Here is a 16,966-nt window from a genome sequence, read left to right as displayed (position 1 = left end):
GGTCCGTCCCGGACATCGGTGTCGGGACGGTCCGGCGCCGGGGCGCCGGGGTCTGTGGTGGTTCGGGTCAGGCGGTCCGCAGCGGCTGCATCGGCGCCACGTCGGGGGCCTGGGAGCGGGCCTCCCCGGCCGAGGCGTCGTCCGGCTGTCGGGCTGCGGCGTCCTCGGCGTCGGCGCGGGCGCGGTAGGCCTCGATCTCGGCCTGCTTCGCCTCCTCGTCCCAGCCGAGCAGCGGCGCCACGATCTCGGCGATCTCGTCGAGCGCCGCCCGGCCCTTGTCCGCCACCTCGTAGACGAGGCGGGTGCGGCGCAGGAGCAGGTCCTCCAGGTGGAGGGCGCCCTCGTGGCTGACGGCGTAGTAGATCTCCGCGCGCAGGTAGGCCGGCGCGTGCTCCAGCGGCCTGGCGAGCGACAGGTCCTCCTCGCAGAGGGTGACGAGCTCGCGCAGCGCCGAGCCGTAACGGTGCAGCAGGTGGTCGAGCATCGCAGGGCTCCAGCGGTACCGCTGCGACCAGGCGCGCGCCTGGCGACGGACGGCGGAGAGGCCGACGGCGCCGACGAGCGGGATCTGGTGCGTCACCGACGGCAGGGCGTGCGCGCGCTGGCCGATCGCGAAGTCGACGGCGTCCTTGGCCATCACCCGGTAGGTGGTCAGCTTGCCGCCCGCGATGACGGTCAGGCCGGGAGCGGGGGAGGCGACGGTGTGCTCGCGGGAGACCTTGGAGGAGCCGGTGCCCTCCTTGGTGCCGGGCTGCAGCAGGGGGCGCAGGCCGGCATAGGTGCCGATGATGTCCTCGCGCGTCAGCGGGTGGGCCAGCACGGCGTTCGCGTGGTCCAGCACGTAGTCGATGTCGGCGGCGGTGGCCACCGGGTGCACTGGGTCCTGCTCCCACGGTGTGTCCGTGGTGCCGATGATCCAGTAGCGCGACCACGGGATGATGAACAGCACCGACTTCTCGGTCTGCAGGATCAGGCCGACCTTGCCCTTGACGCGCTCGCGGGGCACGACGATGTGGATGCCTTTGGAGGCGAGGACCCGCAGGCCGCCCTCGTCGCCGGCGAGCGCCTCGGTGTCCTCGGTCCACACGCCGGTCGCGTTGATGACGTGGCGCGCACGGACGGGGATCTCGCGCCCCGTCTCGAGGTCGACGACGACGGCGCCGTTGACCGCGCCGGTCGCGAACTTCGTGAGGCTCACCACCTGCGTGCGCGACGCGGCGTGCGCGCCGTAGTCGACGGCGGTACGCACCAACGTGCTGACGAGGCGCGAGTCGTCGACGGAGGCGTCCCAGTACTGGATGGCGCCGATGGCGGCCTCGTGCGCCAGGTCGGGGAACTTCTGCGCGATCTGGCGGCGGCTGACGTGCCGGTGGATGGGCATCGCGCGCCGGCCCGGCGCGATCGCGGCCAGGGTGTCGTACAGGGCGATGCCCGCGCCGACGTAGGCCCGCTCCCACACGCGGTGCTCGAGCGGGTAGAGGAACGGCACGGGCTTGACCAGGTGCGGCGCGATCTCCTTCAGGAGCAGGTCGCGCTCGGTCAGCGCCTCGTGCACCAGCGAGAAGTCGAGCATCTGCAGGTAGCGCAGGCCGCCGTGGACAAGCTTGCTGGACCAGCTCGAGGTTCCTGCCGACCAGTCCTGGGCCTCGACGATCGCGGTGGACAGCCCGCGGGTGACGGCGTCGAGCGCGATGCCGGCACCGGTGACCCCACCGCCGATGACGAGGACGTCGAGCTCGGTGGCGGGCTCCTGGGAGCTCTCCAGGGCGGTCAGGGCCCGGGTGCGGGACTCTGCGGTGAGGCGGGAGGCCATCGGTGGTGCTCCTCTCGGTGGGGACGACACCAGGGCAACACTGCGGGAACGTTCTCGCAACCTAGGTGCACGAACGTGCAAGAAGCGGTGTCATGCGGCACGCTGGCGTCGTGACGATCACCCGGGAGCGCGACATGGTCATGGCCGCGACCATGTACTACCTGCAGGACATGAAGATGGAGTCGATCGCGCGTCACCTGCGCACGTCGCGGTCCACCGTCTCGCGGCTCCTCAAGCGCGCGCGGGACACCGGCGTAGTGGAGATCACGCTGCGCCCGGCCCACTCCCGCGCGCCCGGGCTGGGCCGCGAGCTGGTCTCGCGGTACGGCATCGAGGTCTACGTGGTGCCCGTGGCCGACTCGGCCGACGACGCCGAGCGCCTCGGTCAGGTGGCGCGCACCGCCGCCCGCCTCGTCTCGCGCTGGTTCGACTCCGACATGGTGCTCGGCGTGGCGTGGGGGACGACGCTGGGAGCAGTGGCCGAGCACCTGACGCACAAGGCGACCCGTGGTTCGTCCGTGGTCCAGCTCAACGGGGCGGCCAACACCCGGACCTCCGGCGTGAGCTATGCGGGCGGCCTGATCGACCAGATCGGCTCGGCCTTCGAGGCCAGCGTGCACCACTTCCCGGTGCCGGCCTTCTTCGACTACGCCGAGACCCGCGCCGCGATGTGGCGCGAACGGTCGGTGCGCCGCGTCCTGGACTACCAGTCCCGCACCGACCTGGCGGTCTTCTCCGTCGGGGCGCTCACGGGAGTGCCCTCCCACGTGTACTCGGCCGGCTACCTGGACCCCGAGGACGTCGCCACGCTCGACCGCGCCGGGGTGGCCGGGGACGTCTGCACCGTGTTCCTGCGGCCCGACGGCACCTACCGCGACATCGCGATCAACGCGCGGGCGACCGGGCCGACGCCGGACCAGCTGCGCCGCATCCCGCGCCGGCTCTGCGTCGTCGCCGGCGACAACAAGGTGGTGCCGCTGCGCGCGGCGCTCGCGGCGGGCGTCGTGACCGACCTGGTGATCGACGAGATGACGGCAGTGCTGCTCGCCGACGCCGAGGCTATGCCCTGAACATTCGTGCGTGGCGGCCATAAGGTGGGCGGGTGCCCGAGCGCTTCACCGTCCGTCCCGCACTGCCCGCCGACGTCCGCGTCGTGCGCCGGCTGGTCGAGCCGTACGCCAACGAGCGGATCCTGCTGGCCAAGGAGATGGTCGGCTACTACGAGGCCGTCCAGGAGTTCGTCGTGGCCGACGGCGGACCCGACCACGGGGTGATCGGCTGCGGCGCGCTGCACGTCATGTGGGAGGACGTCGCCGAGATCCGGACGCTCGCGGTCGACCGGTCCTGGACCGGGCGCGGCGTCGGGCACGCGCTGGTCACCGAGCTCGTCGGCCGGGCGCGGGCGATGGGGTTGCGCCGGCTGTTCTGCCTCACGTTCGAGGTGAACTTCTTCGCCGCGCACGGCTTCCAGGAGATCCAGGGCACCCCGGTCTCGCACGAGGTGTACGCCGAGCTGTTGCGCTCCCACGACGACGGCGTCGCGGAGTTCCTCGACCTGGCCCGGGTCAAGCCGAACACCCTGGGCAACACGCGGATGCTGCTCGAGCTCTGAGGCTCAGACCGGCAGGAGGTAGCGCCCCGCGTCGTCGGTCTCCGCCAGGCCGTCCTCGACGAGCCCGGCAAGGCAGCGGTCGAGCTGCCCGGCCGGCCCGGCGTCGGCGAGCAGCGCCCGCGGCACGGGAGCGTCGGCGCCCCGCAGTGCCGCCATGACGCGGCCCCGCACCTGCCGGTCGGTGCCCTCCCAGGCCTGGGTCCGCCGTCGGGCCGCGTGCTCGTCCGCCGGGTACCCGGCGAGCCGCCAGGCGCACGCCGCCCGCAGCGGGCACGCGTCGCAGCGCGGGGACCTCGCGGTGCAGACGAGCGCGCCGAGCTCCATCGACGCGGCGGCCCACGCGGCGGCGGTCGCGTCGTCGGCGGGCACCAGGGAGGCCGCGAGCGCGCGCTCGGCCGCCGTGTACGACGGCGCGGGCAGCGCGACACCGGTGACGGCCCGGGCCTGTACCCGCCGCACGTTCGTGTCCACGACGACGGAGCGCCGTCCGTACGCGAACGCCCGCACCGCGCCGGCGGTGTACTCGCCGACCCCCGGCAGCGCGCGCAGCGACTCCTCGTCGGCGGGGACCACGCCGTCGTGCCGCTCGACGACCGTGCGGGCGCAGTCCGCGAGACGCAGCGCCCGGCGGGGGTAGCCCAGCCGGCCCCACGCGCGCAGCACGTCGGACGTCGGTGCGGCGGCGAGGTCCGCGGGCGTCGGCCAGCGTCGCATCCACGCACGCCACACCGGCTCGACCCGGACGACGGGCGTCTGCTGCAGCATCACCTCGGAGACGAGCACGCCCCACGGCGTCCGGTCGGTCGCGCGCCACGGCAGGTCTCGGGCGGCGCCTTCGTACCACGCGGTGACCCGCTCGACCAGATCGTGCACGGCAGCCATTGTGCCTGGTCCGCGAGCGTGCCGGGCACGCCCGCAGCGCGGCGCGGCTGCGTGTCCCGGCGCACCGGACGCCGTAGCGTGGCGCCGGAAGGGAACTGTCCAGGAGGCGGGGGCGCAGTGGCGGCAGCGAAGGACCGGGGTCGAGGCGACCCCGCTCGCAGAGGACGGCCGACGTCCTCGTCGAGGGCGTCGGGCGGTTCGCGCTCGTCGTCGCGTTCCTCGTCGCAGCGCACGACGGCGGCCCGCGGGTCGTCCGGTGCGGCCTCGGGCGGGCGCCAGCCTGCCGCGAAGAAGCCCGCCGCCAGGAAGCCGGCCCCCAAGGCCGCTCCCAAGGCCTCGACGGCCAAGAAGCCGGCGGCCAAGAAGCCCGCCGCGAGAAAGCCTGCCGCGAAGAAGCCCGCCGCGAGGTCGTCGGCCGGTCAGCGGTCGGGCCCGCAGCAGCCGAGGTCGTCGGGGAGCTCGGGCGCGCGAGGATCCACCTCGACCCGGACGGCCCCGCAAGGCTCGGGCACGCGCAGGGCCGCTCCGCAGGGCGGCGCGCGGCGGTCGACCGGCCGGGCGGACGGAGGCTCGTCCGCACGCAAGGTGACGACGAACGGCCTCGTCGCGCCCGGGTCCACGCCCCGGCCCCGCGCGCGGCCCGCACCCCGCAAGGCACCGCAGCGCCGGCCGAGGAAGCCGTCGGCGGCCGAGCTCCGCCGTCGTCGGTCGCGGCGCAACCGAGCGCTCGTGGTGCTGCTCTGCGCCGGGCTCCTCGTCGGGCTCGGGACCGCCGCCGGCTACGGCGTCGGGCGGGCGGTCGACGGCGTGCGCGATCTGTGGCCCGAGCCTCGCCCGGACCTCACCGCCGAGAAAGCGGCCCCCCCAGAGCCTCTGGACCTGTCCGGGCCTGCCGACACCTGCACCGCGGGCGCCGTCGCCCTGGACCTGTCCGCGGGCGCGACCACGCTGGCCGCGGGGGACGTCGTGCCGTTCACCCTGCGCGTCACCAACGAGGGGCGGATGCCCTGCCTGCTCGACGGCCGCGGCTCCAGCATGCAGGTGGTGGTGACCGACGCCGAGGGGGAGCGGGTGTGGTCCTCCGCCGACTGCGGCGGTGGCGGCGGGGCGGACCTCCTGCTGGGCGTCGACTCGCCCTGGGACATGACGGTCCGCTGGAGCGGTTCGACGTCCGCTCCCGACTGCGAGGGGAAGCGCGAGCGCGTCCCGGCCGGGGACTACACGGCCGAGATCGTCCTGGGCGACGTCCCCGACGCGAGCGGTGAGTCAGTGACGGTGGCGGTGGCGGAGCCGCCCTCCCAGGAGCCCGAGCCCGACGACGAGAAGAAGGCCGACGAGAAGGCCGACGACGAGAAGAAGGACTGAGCCTCAGACGTACCGCTCGAGGATGCTGGACTCGGCGAGGCGGGACAGGCCCTCGCGCACCGCGCGGGCACGCTGGTCCCCGACGCCCTCGACGCCCATGAGGTCCTCGGCGCTGGCGGCCAGCAGCTTCTGCAGCCCGCCGAAGTGGGCGACCAGCCGGTCGATGATCGACGTCGGCAGGCGCGGCACCTTGGACAGCAGCCGGTAGCCGTGCGGTGCGACGGCAGCGTCCAGGGCGACCCCGCCGCCCGGCAGCTCGAGCACGCGGCCGATCTGGGACAGGTCCAGGAGCTGGGCGGAGTCGAGCGCGGCGAGGTCGGCGTGGACGTCCTTGGTGGTGCGTCCCGAGCGGTCCACGTCCACGTAGTCGCGCACCACGAAGTCGCGGTCGGCGCCGATACCGCCGAGCAGCTCGTCGAGCTGCAGGGCGAGGAGCCGGCCGTCCGTCCCGAGCTCGACGACGTAGCCGTCGATCTCGTCGGAGATCCGCCGGACCATCTCCAGGCGCTGCACCACGGCGCAGACGTCCCGGATGGTCACCAGATCCTCGATCTCCAGGGCGGACAGCGTGCCGGAGACCTCGTCCAGCCGGGAGCGGTACCGCTCCAGCGTGGCCAGTGCCTGGTTCGCGCGGCCCAGGATCGTGTCCGAGTCCTCCAGGACGTGCCGCATGCCACCGATGTAGATGGCGACGATCCGCATCGACTGGCTCACCGAGACGATCGGCAGGCCGGTCTGCTTCGCCACCCGCTCGGCAGTGCGGTGGCGGGTACCGGACTCGCTCGTCTCGATCGTCGGGTCAGGCAGGAGCTGGACGGCGGCGCGGCGGATGCGCGTGGCGTCGCGGTCGAGCACGCAGGCGCCGTCCATCTTCGACAGCTCGCGCAGGCGCGTCGCGGAGAACTCGACGTCGAGCTCGAACCCGCCGGAGCAGATCCCCTCGACCGTCTTGTCCAACCCGAGCACGATCAGCGCACCGGTGCGCCCTCGCAGGATGCGTTCCAGACCGTCGCGCAGCTCCGTGCCGGGGGCGACGGCGGCGAGGGTCTCCCGCAGCAGGGCGTCGGGGTGCGCGTTGGAGGGAGCCACCTGGGCATTCTACGACGGATGGTCCCGACGGCGAGGGGGCGTCCGCGCCGCGTCGTCCTGGGCGGCGAGCTCCACGGCCTCGGCGATGTGCCGAGCCTCGGCCAACCGGAGCCCGGCCGGTGCTTTGACGGCCGTCCCGGCGGGGACGACGGCGCGGGTGAACCCGAGCCGGGCCGCCTCGGTCAGGCGACGCTCGAGCCCCGTGACCGGGCGGATGTCCCCGGCCAGGCCCACCTCGCCGAGCGCCACGGTGCCGGCCGGCAGTGCGTCGCCCGTGCGGGCCGAGACGATGGCCAGCGCGGTGGCGAGGTCCGCGGCGGGCTCGGTGACCCGGGCACCGCCGATGGTCGAGGCGTACACGTCGGAGTCCGCCAGGCGCAGGCCGGCGTGCCGGTGCAGCACCGCGAGGATCATGGCGAGCCGCTGGGACTCCACGCCGCTGGTCGCCCGGCGCGGGTTGGCCAGGGGGGAGGGTGCCACGAGCGACTGGATCTCCAGGGCCAGCGGCCGGCGTCCCTCCAGCGTCACGGTGACGCAGGTGCCCGGGACCCCCGCGCCCAGGTGGGACAGGAACAGGCCGCTCGGGTCGCTCAGGCCCACGATCCCGGACTCCGAGAGGTCGAAGCACCCGACCTCGTCCGTGGGGCCGAACCGGTTCTTGACCGCGCGGACCATCCGGAGCCGCGAGTGCCGGTCACCCTCGAACTGGCACACCACGTCGACCAGGTGCTCCAGGGTGCGCGGCCCGGCGACCGTGCCGTCCTTCGTGACGTGCCCGACCAGGAGGACCGGCACCTGACGCGCCTTCGCGGCCGCGATGAGCGCGCCCGCCACCTCGCGCACCTGGCTGACGCCGCCCGGCGCCCCGTCGACCTCCGCCGAGGCGATCGTCTGCACCGAGTCGACGACCAGCAGCGCCGGGTCCGCGGCCTCCAGGTGCCCGAGCACCGTGGCGAGGTCCGTCTCGGCAGCCAGCAGCAGGGTGTCCGCCAGGGCGCCGATCCGCTCGGCGCGCAGCCGGACCTGCCCGGCCGACTCCTCGCCCGTGACGTAGAGCACCGGGCGCGCCACGCCGTCGGCCCCCCGCGCCGCGTTCGAGGCGACCGAGAGCAGCAGCGTCGACTTGCCCACCCCCGGCTCCCCGGCGAGCAGCACGACCGCCCCGGGCACGAGCCCGCCACCGAGGACCCGGTCCAGCTCCTCCACGCCGGTGGGGGTGGCGCGGGCCGCGTCGACGTCGATCTCCGCGATCGGCCGGGCGGCCGAGCGCACCGGGTTGACCGCCGTCGTGCGCGGACCTGCCGAGGCCGGCCCCTCCTCGGCGACCGTGCCCCACTCCTGGCACTCGCCGCAGCGGCCCACCCACTTCGCGGTGGTCCACCCGCACGCGTTGCAGCGGAAGGCCGGACGGGAGGACTTGGCGCGCGAGCGCGCGGAGGTCGTGGAGCTCACGGACGTCACGCTAGGCGCTGCTACCGACACCGGGAGGCGCCAGGCCGTAGGCTTCTGCGCGACGCCGCCGTCGGCAGCGCCGGCAGGCGGCGAGAGCAACCAGGAGGACGTCGATGGCCGACCAGAGACCGGGGTACATGTCTCCGGGATTCCGGACCCCGGGAGACAAGGTGCACCAGAACAAGTCGCGGGCCGCCGCCGTCCGCCGCCGCAGGGTCGGGCTCGCCGTCGCACTCGTCGTGATCGCCGTCGTCGCCGTCGTGACCGCCTTCGTGTGGCCCGGGTTCGCGCGCCAGCCGGCGGACCCGCTGCCGGACGTCACCGTCACCGCCGCCCCGCCCACCCCGACGGCCGACCCCGTCGACCTGCCCGAGGACGCCACCGAGCTCCTGTCCTCCATGCCGGGCTCCGTGCTGCAGCTCGTGCGCCTCGACGCCGCCGCGGACTCGGAGCTCGAGGAGGAGACCGAGGCCGTCGAGGCGTGGGGCCTCACCTACGGCGACGGGTCCGACGGCGGCGCGGAGGTCGCGCTGCAGGCCGGTCAGTGGGCGGACGCGGACGCCGCCGAGGAGGTGCACGCCGCCCTGCTGCAGGCAGCGGGCGACCCTGTGGCCGAGGGGGACGTCACCGTCGGCGACGAGACCGTCGGCACCTACGTCGTGACCCCGGGCGCGCAGAGCGGCACGTCCGTCGTCACCTGGCGCAACGGCACCGTCGTCCTCCAGGCCGAAGGCCCAGACCAGCTCGTGCAGGACTTCTACCAGGCCTTCCCGCTGTAGGCCGTCCCGCCGCCACCCATCCCGCCGTCACAGGAGAGCACAGATGACCACGCAGATCGCCGGGACGCGGGTCGCGTTCCTCGGCACCGGCACCATGGCCGAGGCCGTCCTCGTGGGCGCGCTGCGCTCCGGGCTGGCGCCGTCCGACGTCGTGGCCACCGCCCGGCGGCCCGAGCGGGGCGCCGAGCTCGCCGAGCGGTACGGGATCAGCACGACCGCCGACAACGCCGCGGCCGCCACCGGGGCGCGCGTCGTCGTGATCGGCGTCAAGCCGAAGGACGTCGGCGGGATGCTCGACTCCGTCGTGGGGGCGCTGGAGCCGGACACCGTCGTGGTGAGCGTCGCCGTCGGCCTGCCGCTGGCCTTCTACGCCCGCCACCTGCCCGCGGCGCAGCCGGTCGTGCGGACCATGCCGAACACGCCGGCGCAGGTCGGTGCCGGGGTGACCGCCGTCGTCCCCGGCCCCACGGCGGCGGAGGCGGACGTCGCGCTCGTCGAGGCGCTGCTCGCCGGCACCGGGGAGACGGTGCGGATCACCGAGAAGGAGATCGACGCCTTCGGGGCGCTCGCCGGCTCCGGGCCCGCATACGTCTTCTACGTCGTCGACGCGATGGCCGAGGCGGGCGTCCTGCTGGGGCTGACCCGCGACGTCGCGCGGCGGCTCGCCGTCCAGACCGTGCTCGGCTCCGGCCGGCTGCTCGCCGAGACGGGAGAGCACCCGGCGATCCTGCGCGAGAAGGTCTCCTCGCCGGGCGGCACCACCATCCAGGCGCTCAAGCGGCTGGACGACGGCGGGGTGCGGGCCGCGTTCCTCACCGCCGTCGAGGCGGCGCGCGACCGTTCCCGCGAGCTCGCCGCCGAGCTGGGCTGACCGGACCGGCCCATGGACGAGACCTGGTCGGGACCGGCCGTGCGGACGCGCGGGCTGGTCGTGGAGCGCGGCGGGCGCCAGGTCGTCGACGGCCTCGACCTGGAGGTGCCCGCCGGGCAGGTCGTCGGTCTGCTGGGTCCCTCCGGCTCCGGCAAGACCACACTCATGCGAGCCCTCGTCGGTGTCCAGGACCACGTCACCGGCGACGCGACCGTGCTGGGCGAGCCCGCCGGCACCGCGGCGCTGCGACGGCGCGTCGGGTACGTGACGCAGGCCTCGTCCGTCTACACCGACCTCACCGTCACCCAGAACCTGCGCTACTTCGCGCGCCTGTCCGGGCTGCCGCCGTCAGGCACCGCGGCCGCCGTGGCCCGGGCGGTGGCGACCGTGGACCTGGACGGGCACGAGAAACAGCTCGTCGGCACGCTCTCCGGCGGGGAACGGTCCCGCGTCTCCCTCGCCGCCGCCCTCGTGGGCGACCCCGAGCTGCTCGTCCTCGACGAGCCGACCGTCGGGCTCGACCCCGTGCTCCGCCGCGACCTGTGGGCGACGTTCCGCGAGCTCGCCGCGCAGGGACGCACGCTCCTCGTCTCCAGCCACGTCATGGACGAGGCCGTGCAGTGCGACCGCCTGCTGCTCCTGCGCGACGGCAGGCTCGTCGCCGACACCACGCCGGACGAGCTGCTCGCCACCACCGGCGCGCCCGACGCCGAACGGGCGTTCCTCGTGCTCATCGACCGCGCGGACGAGGAGCCCCGATGATGCTCACCACCGCCGCCAGGGTGCTCGACCAGCTCGGGCCGCAGCTCGTCGGGATCTTCCCGCTCATCGTCATGTTCCTCGTCACCAGCGTCGCCACGCTGCGCGAGCGCCAGTCCGGCACCCTGGAACGGCTCATGACCACCCCCGCGCGCAAGGGCGACCTCGTGGGCGGCTACGCGCTCGCCTTCGCCGCACTCGCCCTGCTGCAGGCGTTCGTGGTGGTCGCCTTCGCCGTCGCCGTCGGCATGGACGTCTCCGGACCGCTCTGGCTGGTCGTCCTGGTCGCGCTGCTCAACGCGGTCCTGGGGTCGTGCCTCGGCCTCGCCGCGTCCGCGCTCGCCCGCACCGAGTTCCAGGCCGTGCAGCTCATGCCGGCGACGATCTTCCCCCAGCTCATCGTCTGCGGGCTGATCATGCCGCGAGACCAGATGCCCGAGATCCTCGAGTGGGTCTCACGAGCCTTCCCCCTGACCTACGCCGTCGACGCCATGCAGCAGATCGCCGCCGGCGCCGAGTGGGCCGACGTCGCAGGCTCCGCGGGCGTGACGGCCGCGTTCATCGTCGGCGCGGTCGGCCTCGGCGTCGTCACGCTGCGCCGGCGCACCCCGTGAGCCCGTGCGCCGGGGCGCCCGCACCTCGACGCCCCGTGGACGACGGCGTCAGGAACGCGCCGAGAAGCGCTCCAGCAGGTCGGCGTGCCCCGAGCACACCAGCAGGTCGTTGGCGCTGACGCGCGTCTCCGGCGTCGCGTAGGCGAACTCCACGCCCGGGGACTTCACGCCGATGACCGTGATGCCGTACTTCTTGCGGACGTCCGACTGCGCGAGCGTGAAGCCCTGCATCTCGCGGGGAGGGCGCATCTTGACGATCGTGAACCCGTCCTCGACCTCGATGTAGTCCAACATCTGGCCGCTCACCAGGTGCGCCACCCGCGAACCCGCGTCCGACTCCGGGAAGACGACGTGGTGCGCGCCGATGCGCGTCAGGATGCGGCCGTGCTCCGCCGAGACCGCCTTGGCCCAGATCTGCGGCGTTCCCAGGTCGACGAGGTTGCCGGTGATGAGCACCGACGCCTCGAGCTGGGTCCCCACCCCGACGACCACCACGCCGAAGTCCCGCGCCCCGAGCTGCTCGAGAGCCTCCGGGTTCGAGGCGTCCGCCTGCACCACGGGAAGCCGCCCGGACCAGTACGCGACCAGGCGGTCGTCGGACTCGACGGCCAGCACGTCCTGGCCGAGCCGGTCGAGCGTCGTCGCGAGGGACGAGCCGAAGCGGCCGAGCCCGACGACCAGCACCCCGGCATCGCGAGCGGGAGCCTTCTTGTCTGCCACGAGATCTGTCCTCCGGTTCTGCTCCGCCTGACCCGGTATCCGTGTCGGGTGAGCCTGCGGTTCCGTTGCGGGCGGTGACCTTGCTTCGCTGCGGTCCCCACCCTGCACTGCACCTCCGTCTCACCCGATCACCGGGCGCTCCTCGGGGAAGCGTATGACGCGCCGACGGTCCCGCAGCGCGATCGCGCCCAGCACCGAGATCGTGCCCACGCGGCCGAGGTACATCAGCGCGCAGAGCACGTACTTGCCGCCGTCGGGCAGGCCGCTCGTGATGCCGGTCGTCAGGCCCACCGTCGCGAACGCCGAGATCACCTCGAACAAGATCTCCGACAGCGAGAAGTCGGTGATCCGGAGCAGCGCGATGCAGGAGGCCAGCACCATCGTGGCGCCGATGAACACCACCGCGATGGACAGCCGGAGCGTGTCGCGCGGGATGCGCCGTCCGAAGACGTCGATGTCCCGGTCTCCGCGGGCCTCGGCGACGATCGCGAGGATCATGACTGCCAGGGTGGTGACCTTGATGCCGCCCGCCGTCGACGCCGAGCCGCCGCCCACGAACATCAGGGCGTCGGTGACCAGCCACGTCTCCGGGTTCATGGCTCCCGTGTCGACGGTGCTGAACCCACCGGAACGCGGCATCACCGAGGCGAAGGACGCGGACAGCAGCTTGGTCGCCAGGTCCTGCCCGCCCAGGGTCCGCGGGTTCGCCCACTCCATCGCGCCGATGATCACGAACCCCGCCACGAACAGCGCGACGCTCGTCGTCACGGTGAGCTTGGTGTGCAGCGTCAGGTGGCGGTACCAGCGCCGGCCGAACCGGCGGGCCTGCAGGACGTTCGCCATCACCGGGAAGCCGAGCGCGCCGACGAACACGCCCAGCCCGATAGGCACGACGACGAGCCAGTCGGAGGCGTACCCCGCCAGCCCGTCCGAGGTCGGCACGAACCCGGCATTGTTGAACGCCGAGACGCCGTAGAAGACGGCGTGCCACAGCGCCGAGCCGAAGCTCTCGCCCAGCGCGAGGAACCGGGGCAGCAGGATCAGTGCCACGGTCGCCTCGATCGTCACCGACACGACGACGATGAGGCGGATGAGGTAACCGACCTCGCCGAGGCTGCTGGTGCGCACCTTCGCCTCGGAGGCCGTGAGCAGCTTCTGGGTGAGACCGATGCGTCGTGAGACCGCCATGCCGAGCAGCGAGGCGAGCGTCATGACGCCGAGCCCGCCGATCTTGATGCCCACGAGGATGACGGCATGCCCGTACTCGGACCAGTAGTCGGCCGTGTCCACCACGACCAGCCCGGTGACGCAGACCGCTGACACCGCCGTGAACAGGGCGTCGACGAACCTCGCACCCTCTCCGGACGCCGTCGCCCACGGGGGCAGCAGCAGCACGGTGAAGAGCGCGATGACGGCGCCGAAGACGGTCATCGCGAGGCGCGCCGGGTACTCCCGGGCGGTGTGGTCCACCCACTCGCGCACCAACGCACCGCGATCGCGCCACCTCGTCGCCACCGACCGGGCCCTCCGTCGTCTCATCCGCCAGCCGTCGGGCCCAGCCTGCCACGGGTTCCGCTACCGTGACGGGATGTCCGTCGCCCGGCTGCTGTGGAGTCCTGAGCTCCTGACCTACGACTTCGGTCCCGGGCACCCCATGGCGCCCGCACGGCTCGACCTGACCATGCGGCTCGTCGAGGCCTTCGGCCTGCCCGACGAGCCCACGCTCGAGGTGGTGCGCATCCCGCCGAGCAGCGACGAGCTCGTGCGCACGGTGCACGACGGCGACTACGTGACGGCGGTGCAGTCCGCGGACCGCACCGGAGAGCCCGACCTGGCGCGAGGGCTCGGCACCGAGGACGACCCGATCTTCTCCGGGATGCACGAGGCGGCCTCGCGGCTCGTCAGTGCGTCCGTCGACGCCGCCGAGGCGATCTGGACCGGCGCGGCGGAGCACGGCCTCAACATCGCCGGCGGGATGCACCACGCGCGGCGCGGGGCCGCCTCGGGCTTCTGCATCTACAACGACGCCGCCGCCGCGGTGCAGCGGCTGCTCGACCTCGGCGCGCAGCGGGTCGCCTACGTGGACCTCGACGCCCATCACGGCGACGGCGTCGAGTCGATCTTCTGGGACGACCCGCGCGTCCTGACGGTCTCCGTGCACCAGGACGGCCACTCGCTGTTCCCCGGGACCGGCAACCCTGCGGACACCGGCGGCAAGCGCGCTGACTGCACGGCGGTGAACGTCGCCCTGCCGCCCCGGACCGACTCGGCGCGCTGGCTGCGTGCCGTGGATGCCGTCCTGCCGCTCGTGCTCCGGGAGTTCCGACCCGACGTGATCGTGTCCCAGCACGGCACCGACGCGCACGGGAACGACCCGATGGCAGACCTGAACGTGGGGATCGACGCACAGCTCATGGCCGCCTCGTGGGTGCACGGGCTTGCGCACGAGCTCTGCGAGGGCCGGTGGGTCGCGCTCGGCGGCGGCGGGTACGCCGTCGTCGACGTGGTGCCGCTCGTGTGGACCGCGCTGGTGGCCGAGGCCGCGCACGTGCCGATCGCCCCTGCCGCGCCCCTGCCCGCGGCGTGGCAGACGGCGGTCGAGGAGATGTCGGGACTCTCGCCCGCGACGATGCTCGGCCGGGGCGCGGTGGAGTGGCGGCCGTGGAGCGAGGGGTACGACCCGTCCGACGCCGTGGACCGCGCCGTTCTCGCGACCCGTCGGCACGTGTTCCCCGGCCTCGGCCTGGACCCGTTCCTCGACTGAGCCGGAGGCGCGGGCGCAGGGCCGCGATTCGGGGCAGCCGTCCGTGTCGGGTACTCTGGGAGACGGACTTTTTCGCGTTGGTCGGCACTGCTTGGTCTCAGGACTCTTCCGGGGAACAGGATCGTCGGGACCAACCGGCCTCCACCACCGATCAGCATTGTGAGGACCTCATGGGCTCCGTCATCAAGAAGCGCCGCAAGCGTATGGCGAAGAAGAAGCACCGCAAGCTGCTTCGCAAGACGCGTCACCAGCGTCGCAACAAGAAGTGACGCACGGCCCGCCCGACGGCGGGCCGCACGCACCGAGCCCGGACCTCACCAGAGGTGCCGGGCTCTTTGCGTCCTGGGCGCGGCGGCGGGCGCCCGCGCCCTCGCGCCGCGTCAGCGCCCGTGGAGCCGCTTGCGCACGCTGCGCTGGGCCGCGCGCAGCACGAGGCCGAGCACCCAGGCCGCACCGGCCCACGACGCCGTCCGCACCCCGCGCCCGGCAGCCCGCTGGCCGCGGCCCCGGAACTCGCGGATCGGCCAGCCGACCTCCTTCGCGTGGCGCCGCAGCCGTGCGTCCGGGTTGATCGGGCACGGATGCCCCACGGACCGCATCATCGGCAGGTCGTTGAGCGAGTCGCCGTACGCGTACGACGACTCGAGGTCGAGCCCTTCGCGCTCGGCGAGCTCCCGCACGGCCGCTCCTTTGGCCTCTCCGTGCATGAGGTCGCCCACCAGCGCACCGGTGTAGTAGCCGTCGGCGTGCTCGGCGATGGTGCCCAGGCAGCCCGTGGCCCCGAGCCGGCGTGCGATGAGGCCGCCGATCTCCACGGGCGTCGCCGTGACGAGCCAGACCTCGTTCCCGGCCGCGAGGTGCTCGTCCAGCAGGCGCTTGGTCCCGGGAAAGATGCGCAGCTCCAGGACCGTGTCGTAGACCTCCTCGCCGACGGCGGTGATCTCGGCGACCGAGCGTCCGGCGATGAGCGACAGCGCCCGGGACCTGACCGTCTCGATCTGGGACCGCGACTCGCCGAAGACCAGGTACTTCGCCTGGATCCAGCCGAAGCGCAGCAGGTCCGCCGTGCCGAAGAACTTCCGTTGGTACAACGCTCTGGCCAGGTGGAACGCGCTGGCTCCGCGGATGATGGTGTTGTCGACGTCGAAGAACGCTGCTGCTGTCGGTCCGACCGGGGGCGCAGCATGAGACGACATGCTGCCCACTGTAGTAGCGCCGATACGCTGTGCTCGTGAGCAGGCCCACGATGCGACCAGACGTGACGTCCCGGGTCGTCGTGTACAGCAGGGCGGACTGCCACCTGTGTGACGACGCACGGGCGGTGGTCGCAGCGGTGTGCGCGGAGGCGGGGGAGACCTGGCAGGAGATCGACATCGATGCCGAGCCCGCTCTGGTGGAGCGGTACGGCGAGTACGTGCCCGTCGTCGAGGTGGACGGCGTGCAGCAGGGGTTCTGGCGGGTCGACGCGGCACGGCTGGCGCGGCGGCTCGCACGGCCCCCGGGAGGGAAGAAGAAGACGTGATCGAGATCGGTGAGGTGACGGTGCCCGCGGCGACGGTGGCGCGGCTTCCGTTCTACCTGCGCGCGTTGCGTGACCTGACGCGCGAAGGTGTGGCGACGACGTCGTCGTCCGACCTGGCAGTGCGTTCCGGCGTCGGGTCCGCGCAGCTGCGCAAGGACTTGTCCTACCTGGGATCGTTCGGCACCCGCGGCGTCGGGTACGACGTCGAGTCGCTGTCGTCGTACATCGCCGCCGCGCTGGGCCTCGGCTCCGAGCACCGGCTGGCGATCGTAGGCGTCGGCAACCTCGGCCACGCGCTGGCCAACTACTCGGGCTACGCGGCCCGCGGGTTCCAGATGGTGGCGCTGCTCGACGCGGACCCTGCCGTGGTCGGCGGGCAGGCGGCCGGGATCGAGGTCGAGCACGTCGACCGCCTGGAGGAGATCATCGTCGAGCGCAGCGTCTCGATGGTGATGCTCGCGACCCCGGGACCGCCCGCGCAGGAGGTCGCCGAGCGGGTCGTGTCGGCGGGCGTGCGGGAGATCCTGTCCTTCGCTCCGGTGGCTCTGCACCTGCCCGACGACGTCGTCGTGCGCAGCGTGGACGTGGCGGGAGAGCTGCAGATCCTGGCGTTCCACGCGGCGGCCCGTCATGCCAACGGCGTCGCGGCGTCGGACGCCGACGTCCCGGCGCCGTGAGGTGGTACCGCTTGCGGCGAGGTAGTGCGGGTGGTGGTGCCGCGGGG

At 73.5% G+C, this 16,966-nt stretch carries 17 protein-coding genes and 1 pseudogene; 11 read left to right on the top strand and 7 right to left on the bottom strand.

The features are described from left to right. Positions 1–67 precede the first annotated feature (67 nt). Complete coding sequence (locus ACH5HR_RS04275; protein ID WP_416476429.1) at positions 68–1,813, bottom strand: glycerol-3-phosphate dehydrogenase/oxidase; 1,746 nt, start codon at positions 1,811–1,813, stop codon at positions 68–70. Between the two features lie 134 nt (positions 1,814–1,947). Here ACH5HR_RS04275 and ACH5HR_RS04270 point away from each other — a divergent pair, with 134 nt between their 5' ends. Beyond that, a complete protein-coding gene (locus tag ACH5HR_RS04270) occupies positions 1,948–2,883 on the top strand; it encodes a sugar-binding transcriptional regulator (protein ID WP_416476898.1) in 936 nt (311 codons plus the stop codon). Between the two features lie 32 nt (positions 2,884–2,915). Next, entirely contained in the window at positions 2,916–3,425 is a 510-nt protein-coding gene (locus ACH5HR_RS04265; protein ID WP_416476428.1) for an amino-acid N-acetyltransferase, read from the top strand. Between the two features lie 3 nt (positions 3,426–3,428). Here ACH5HR_RS04265 and ACH5HR_RS04260 read toward each other — a convergent pair whose 3' ends face one another. Continuing rightward, on the bottom strand, positions 3,429–4,307 hold the full coding sequence (locus tag ACH5HR_RS04260; RefSeq protein ID WP_416476427.1) for an iron-sulfur binding domain-containing protein: 879 nt from the start codon (positions 4,305–4,307) through the stop codon (positions 3,429–3,431). 585 nt (positions 4,308–4,892) lie between these two features. On the opposite strand from ACH5HR_RS04260, the gene ACH5HR_RS04255 reads away from it, so the two are divergent. After that, positions 4,893–5,672: a hypothetical protein gene (locus tag ACH5HR_RS04255; protein WP_402372767.1), complete on the top strand. Its 780-nt coding sequence runs from the start codon at positions 4,893–4,895 to the stop codon at positions 5,670–5,672. Positions 5,673–5,675: 3 nt separating this feature from the next. On the opposite strand, the gene disA is transcribed toward ACH5HR_RS04255, so the two are convergent. Together disA and radA are read right to left on the bottom strand one after the other, a co-directional pair. Continuing rightward, positions 5,676–6,761, bottom strand: a complete 1,086-nt coding sequence (gene disA / locus ACH5HR_RS04250; protein WP_402372765.1) for a DNA integrity scanning diadenylate cyclase DisA — start codon at positions 6,759–6,761, stop codon at positions 5,676–5,678. A gap of 9 nt (positions 6,762–6,770) precedes the next feature. Continuing rightward, on the bottom strand, positions 6,771–8,213 hold the full coding sequence (gene radA, locus ACH5HR_RS04245) for a DNA repair protein RadA (protein WP_402372762.1): 1,443 nt from the start codon (positions 8,211–8,213) through the stop codon (positions 6,771–6,773). Positions 8,214–8,326: 113 nt separating this feature from the next. Here radA and ACH5HR_RS04240 point away from each other — a divergent pair, with 113 nt between their 5' ends. The 4 genes and pseudogenes from ACH5HR_RS04240 to ACH5HR_RS04225 all read left to right on the top strand — a co-directional run bounded on the left by ACH5HR_RS04240 (position 8,327) and on the right by ACH5HR_RS04225 (position 11,236). After that, the gene (locus tag ACH5HR_RS04240; protein ID WP_402372759.1) at positions 8,327–8,992 is read left to right on the top strand and encodes a hypothetical protein; all 666 of its coding nucleotides are present in this window, start codon (positions 8,327–8,329) and stop codon (positions 8,990–8,992) included. Positions 8,993–9,035: 43 nt separating this feature from the next. Next, complete coding sequence (proC, locus tag ACH5HR_RS04235) at positions 9,036–9,863, top strand: pyrroline-5-carboxylate reductase (protein WP_416476425.1); 828 nt, start codon at positions 9,036–9,038, stop codon at positions 9,861–9,863. Positions 9,864–9,875: 12 nt separating this feature from the next. After that, positions 9,876–10,385: pseudogene (locus ACH5HR_RS04230) on the top strand (ABC transporter ATP-binding protein); the annotation flags it as partial. 236 nt (positions 10,386–10,621) lie between these two features. Beyond that, positions 10,622–11,236 carry an ABC transporter permease gene (locus ACH5HR_RS04225; RefSeq protein WP_416476424.1) on the top strand — a complete coding sequence of 205 codons (615 nt, stop codon included), beginning with the start codon at positions 10,622–10,624 and terminating at the stop codon, positions 11,234–11,236. Between the two features lie 48 nt (positions 11,237–11,284). Here the strand turns inward: ACH5HR_RS04225 and ACH5HR_RS04220 are convergent, their stop codons facing one another. Continuing rightward, positions 11,285–11,956 carry a potassium channel family protein gene (locus tag ACH5HR_RS04220; RefSeq protein WP_402372747.1) on the bottom strand — a complete coding sequence of 224 codons (672 nt, stop codon included), beginning with the start codon at positions 11,954–11,956 and terminating at the stop codon, positions 11,285–11,287. Positions 11,957–12,076: 120 nt separating this feature from the next. Beyond that, entirely contained in the window at positions 12,077–13,495 is a 1,419-nt protein-coding gene (locus tag ACH5HR_RS04215) for a TrkH family potassium uptake protein (RefSeq protein ID WP_402372744.1), read from the bottom strand. Between the two features lie 49 nt (positions 13,496–13,544). On the opposite strand from ACH5HR_RS04215, the gene ACH5HR_RS04210 reads away from it, so the two are divergent. Both ACH5HR_RS04210 and ACH5HR_RS04205 read left to right on the top strand, forming a co-directional pair. Beyond that, the gene (locus ACH5HR_RS04210) at positions 13,545–14,720 is read left to right on the top strand and encodes an acetoin utilization protein AcuC (RefSeq protein ID WP_416476422.1); all 1,176 of its coding nucleotides are present in this window, start codon (positions 13,545–13,547) and stop codon (positions 14,718–14,720) included. 170 nt (positions 14,721–14,890) lie between these two features. Further along, entirely contained in the window at positions 14,891–14,989 is a 99-nt protein-coding gene (locus tag ACH5HR_RS04205) for a 30S ribosomal protein bS22 (RefSeq protein ID WP_003792170.1), read from the top strand. A 111-nt stretch (positions 14,990–15,100) separates the two neighbouring features. On the opposite strand, the gene ACH5HR_RS04200 is transcribed toward ACH5HR_RS04205, so the two are convergent. Next, positions 15,101–15,916, bottom strand: a complete 816-nt coding sequence (locus tag ACH5HR_RS04200; RefSeq protein ID WP_402372740.1) for an HAD family hydrolase — start codon at positions 15,914–15,916, stop codon at positions 15,101–15,103. 50 nt (positions 15,917–15,966) lie between these two features. On the opposite strand from ACH5HR_RS04200, the gene ACH5HR_RS04195 reads away from it, so the two are divergent. After that, positions 15,967–16,242: a glutaredoxin family protein gene (locus tag ACH5HR_RS04195; RefSeq protein WP_402372950.1), complete on the top strand. Its 276-nt coding sequence runs from the start codon at positions 15,967–15,969 to the stop codon at positions 16,240–16,242. After that, complete coding sequence (locus tag ACH5HR_RS04190) at positions 16,239–16,919, top strand: redox-sensing transcriptional repressor Rex (protein ID WP_402372738.1); 681 nt, start codon at positions 16,239–16,241, stop codon at positions 16,917–16,919. The genes ACH5HR_RS04195 and ACH5HR_RS04190 overlap by 4 nt, the downstream gene beginning before the upstream one ends. The last annotated feature ends 47 nt before the right edge of the window (positions 16,920–16,966 follow it).

This window comes from Isoptericola maris (assembly GCF_048065335.1).
Lineage (GTDB): Bacteria > Actinomycetota > Actinomycetes > Actinomycetales > Cellulomonadaceae > Isoptericola > Isoptericola rhizosphaerae.
Note: the sequence above shows the minus strand (reverse complement) of the source record. Positions and strands in the feature narration are given on the sequence as shown.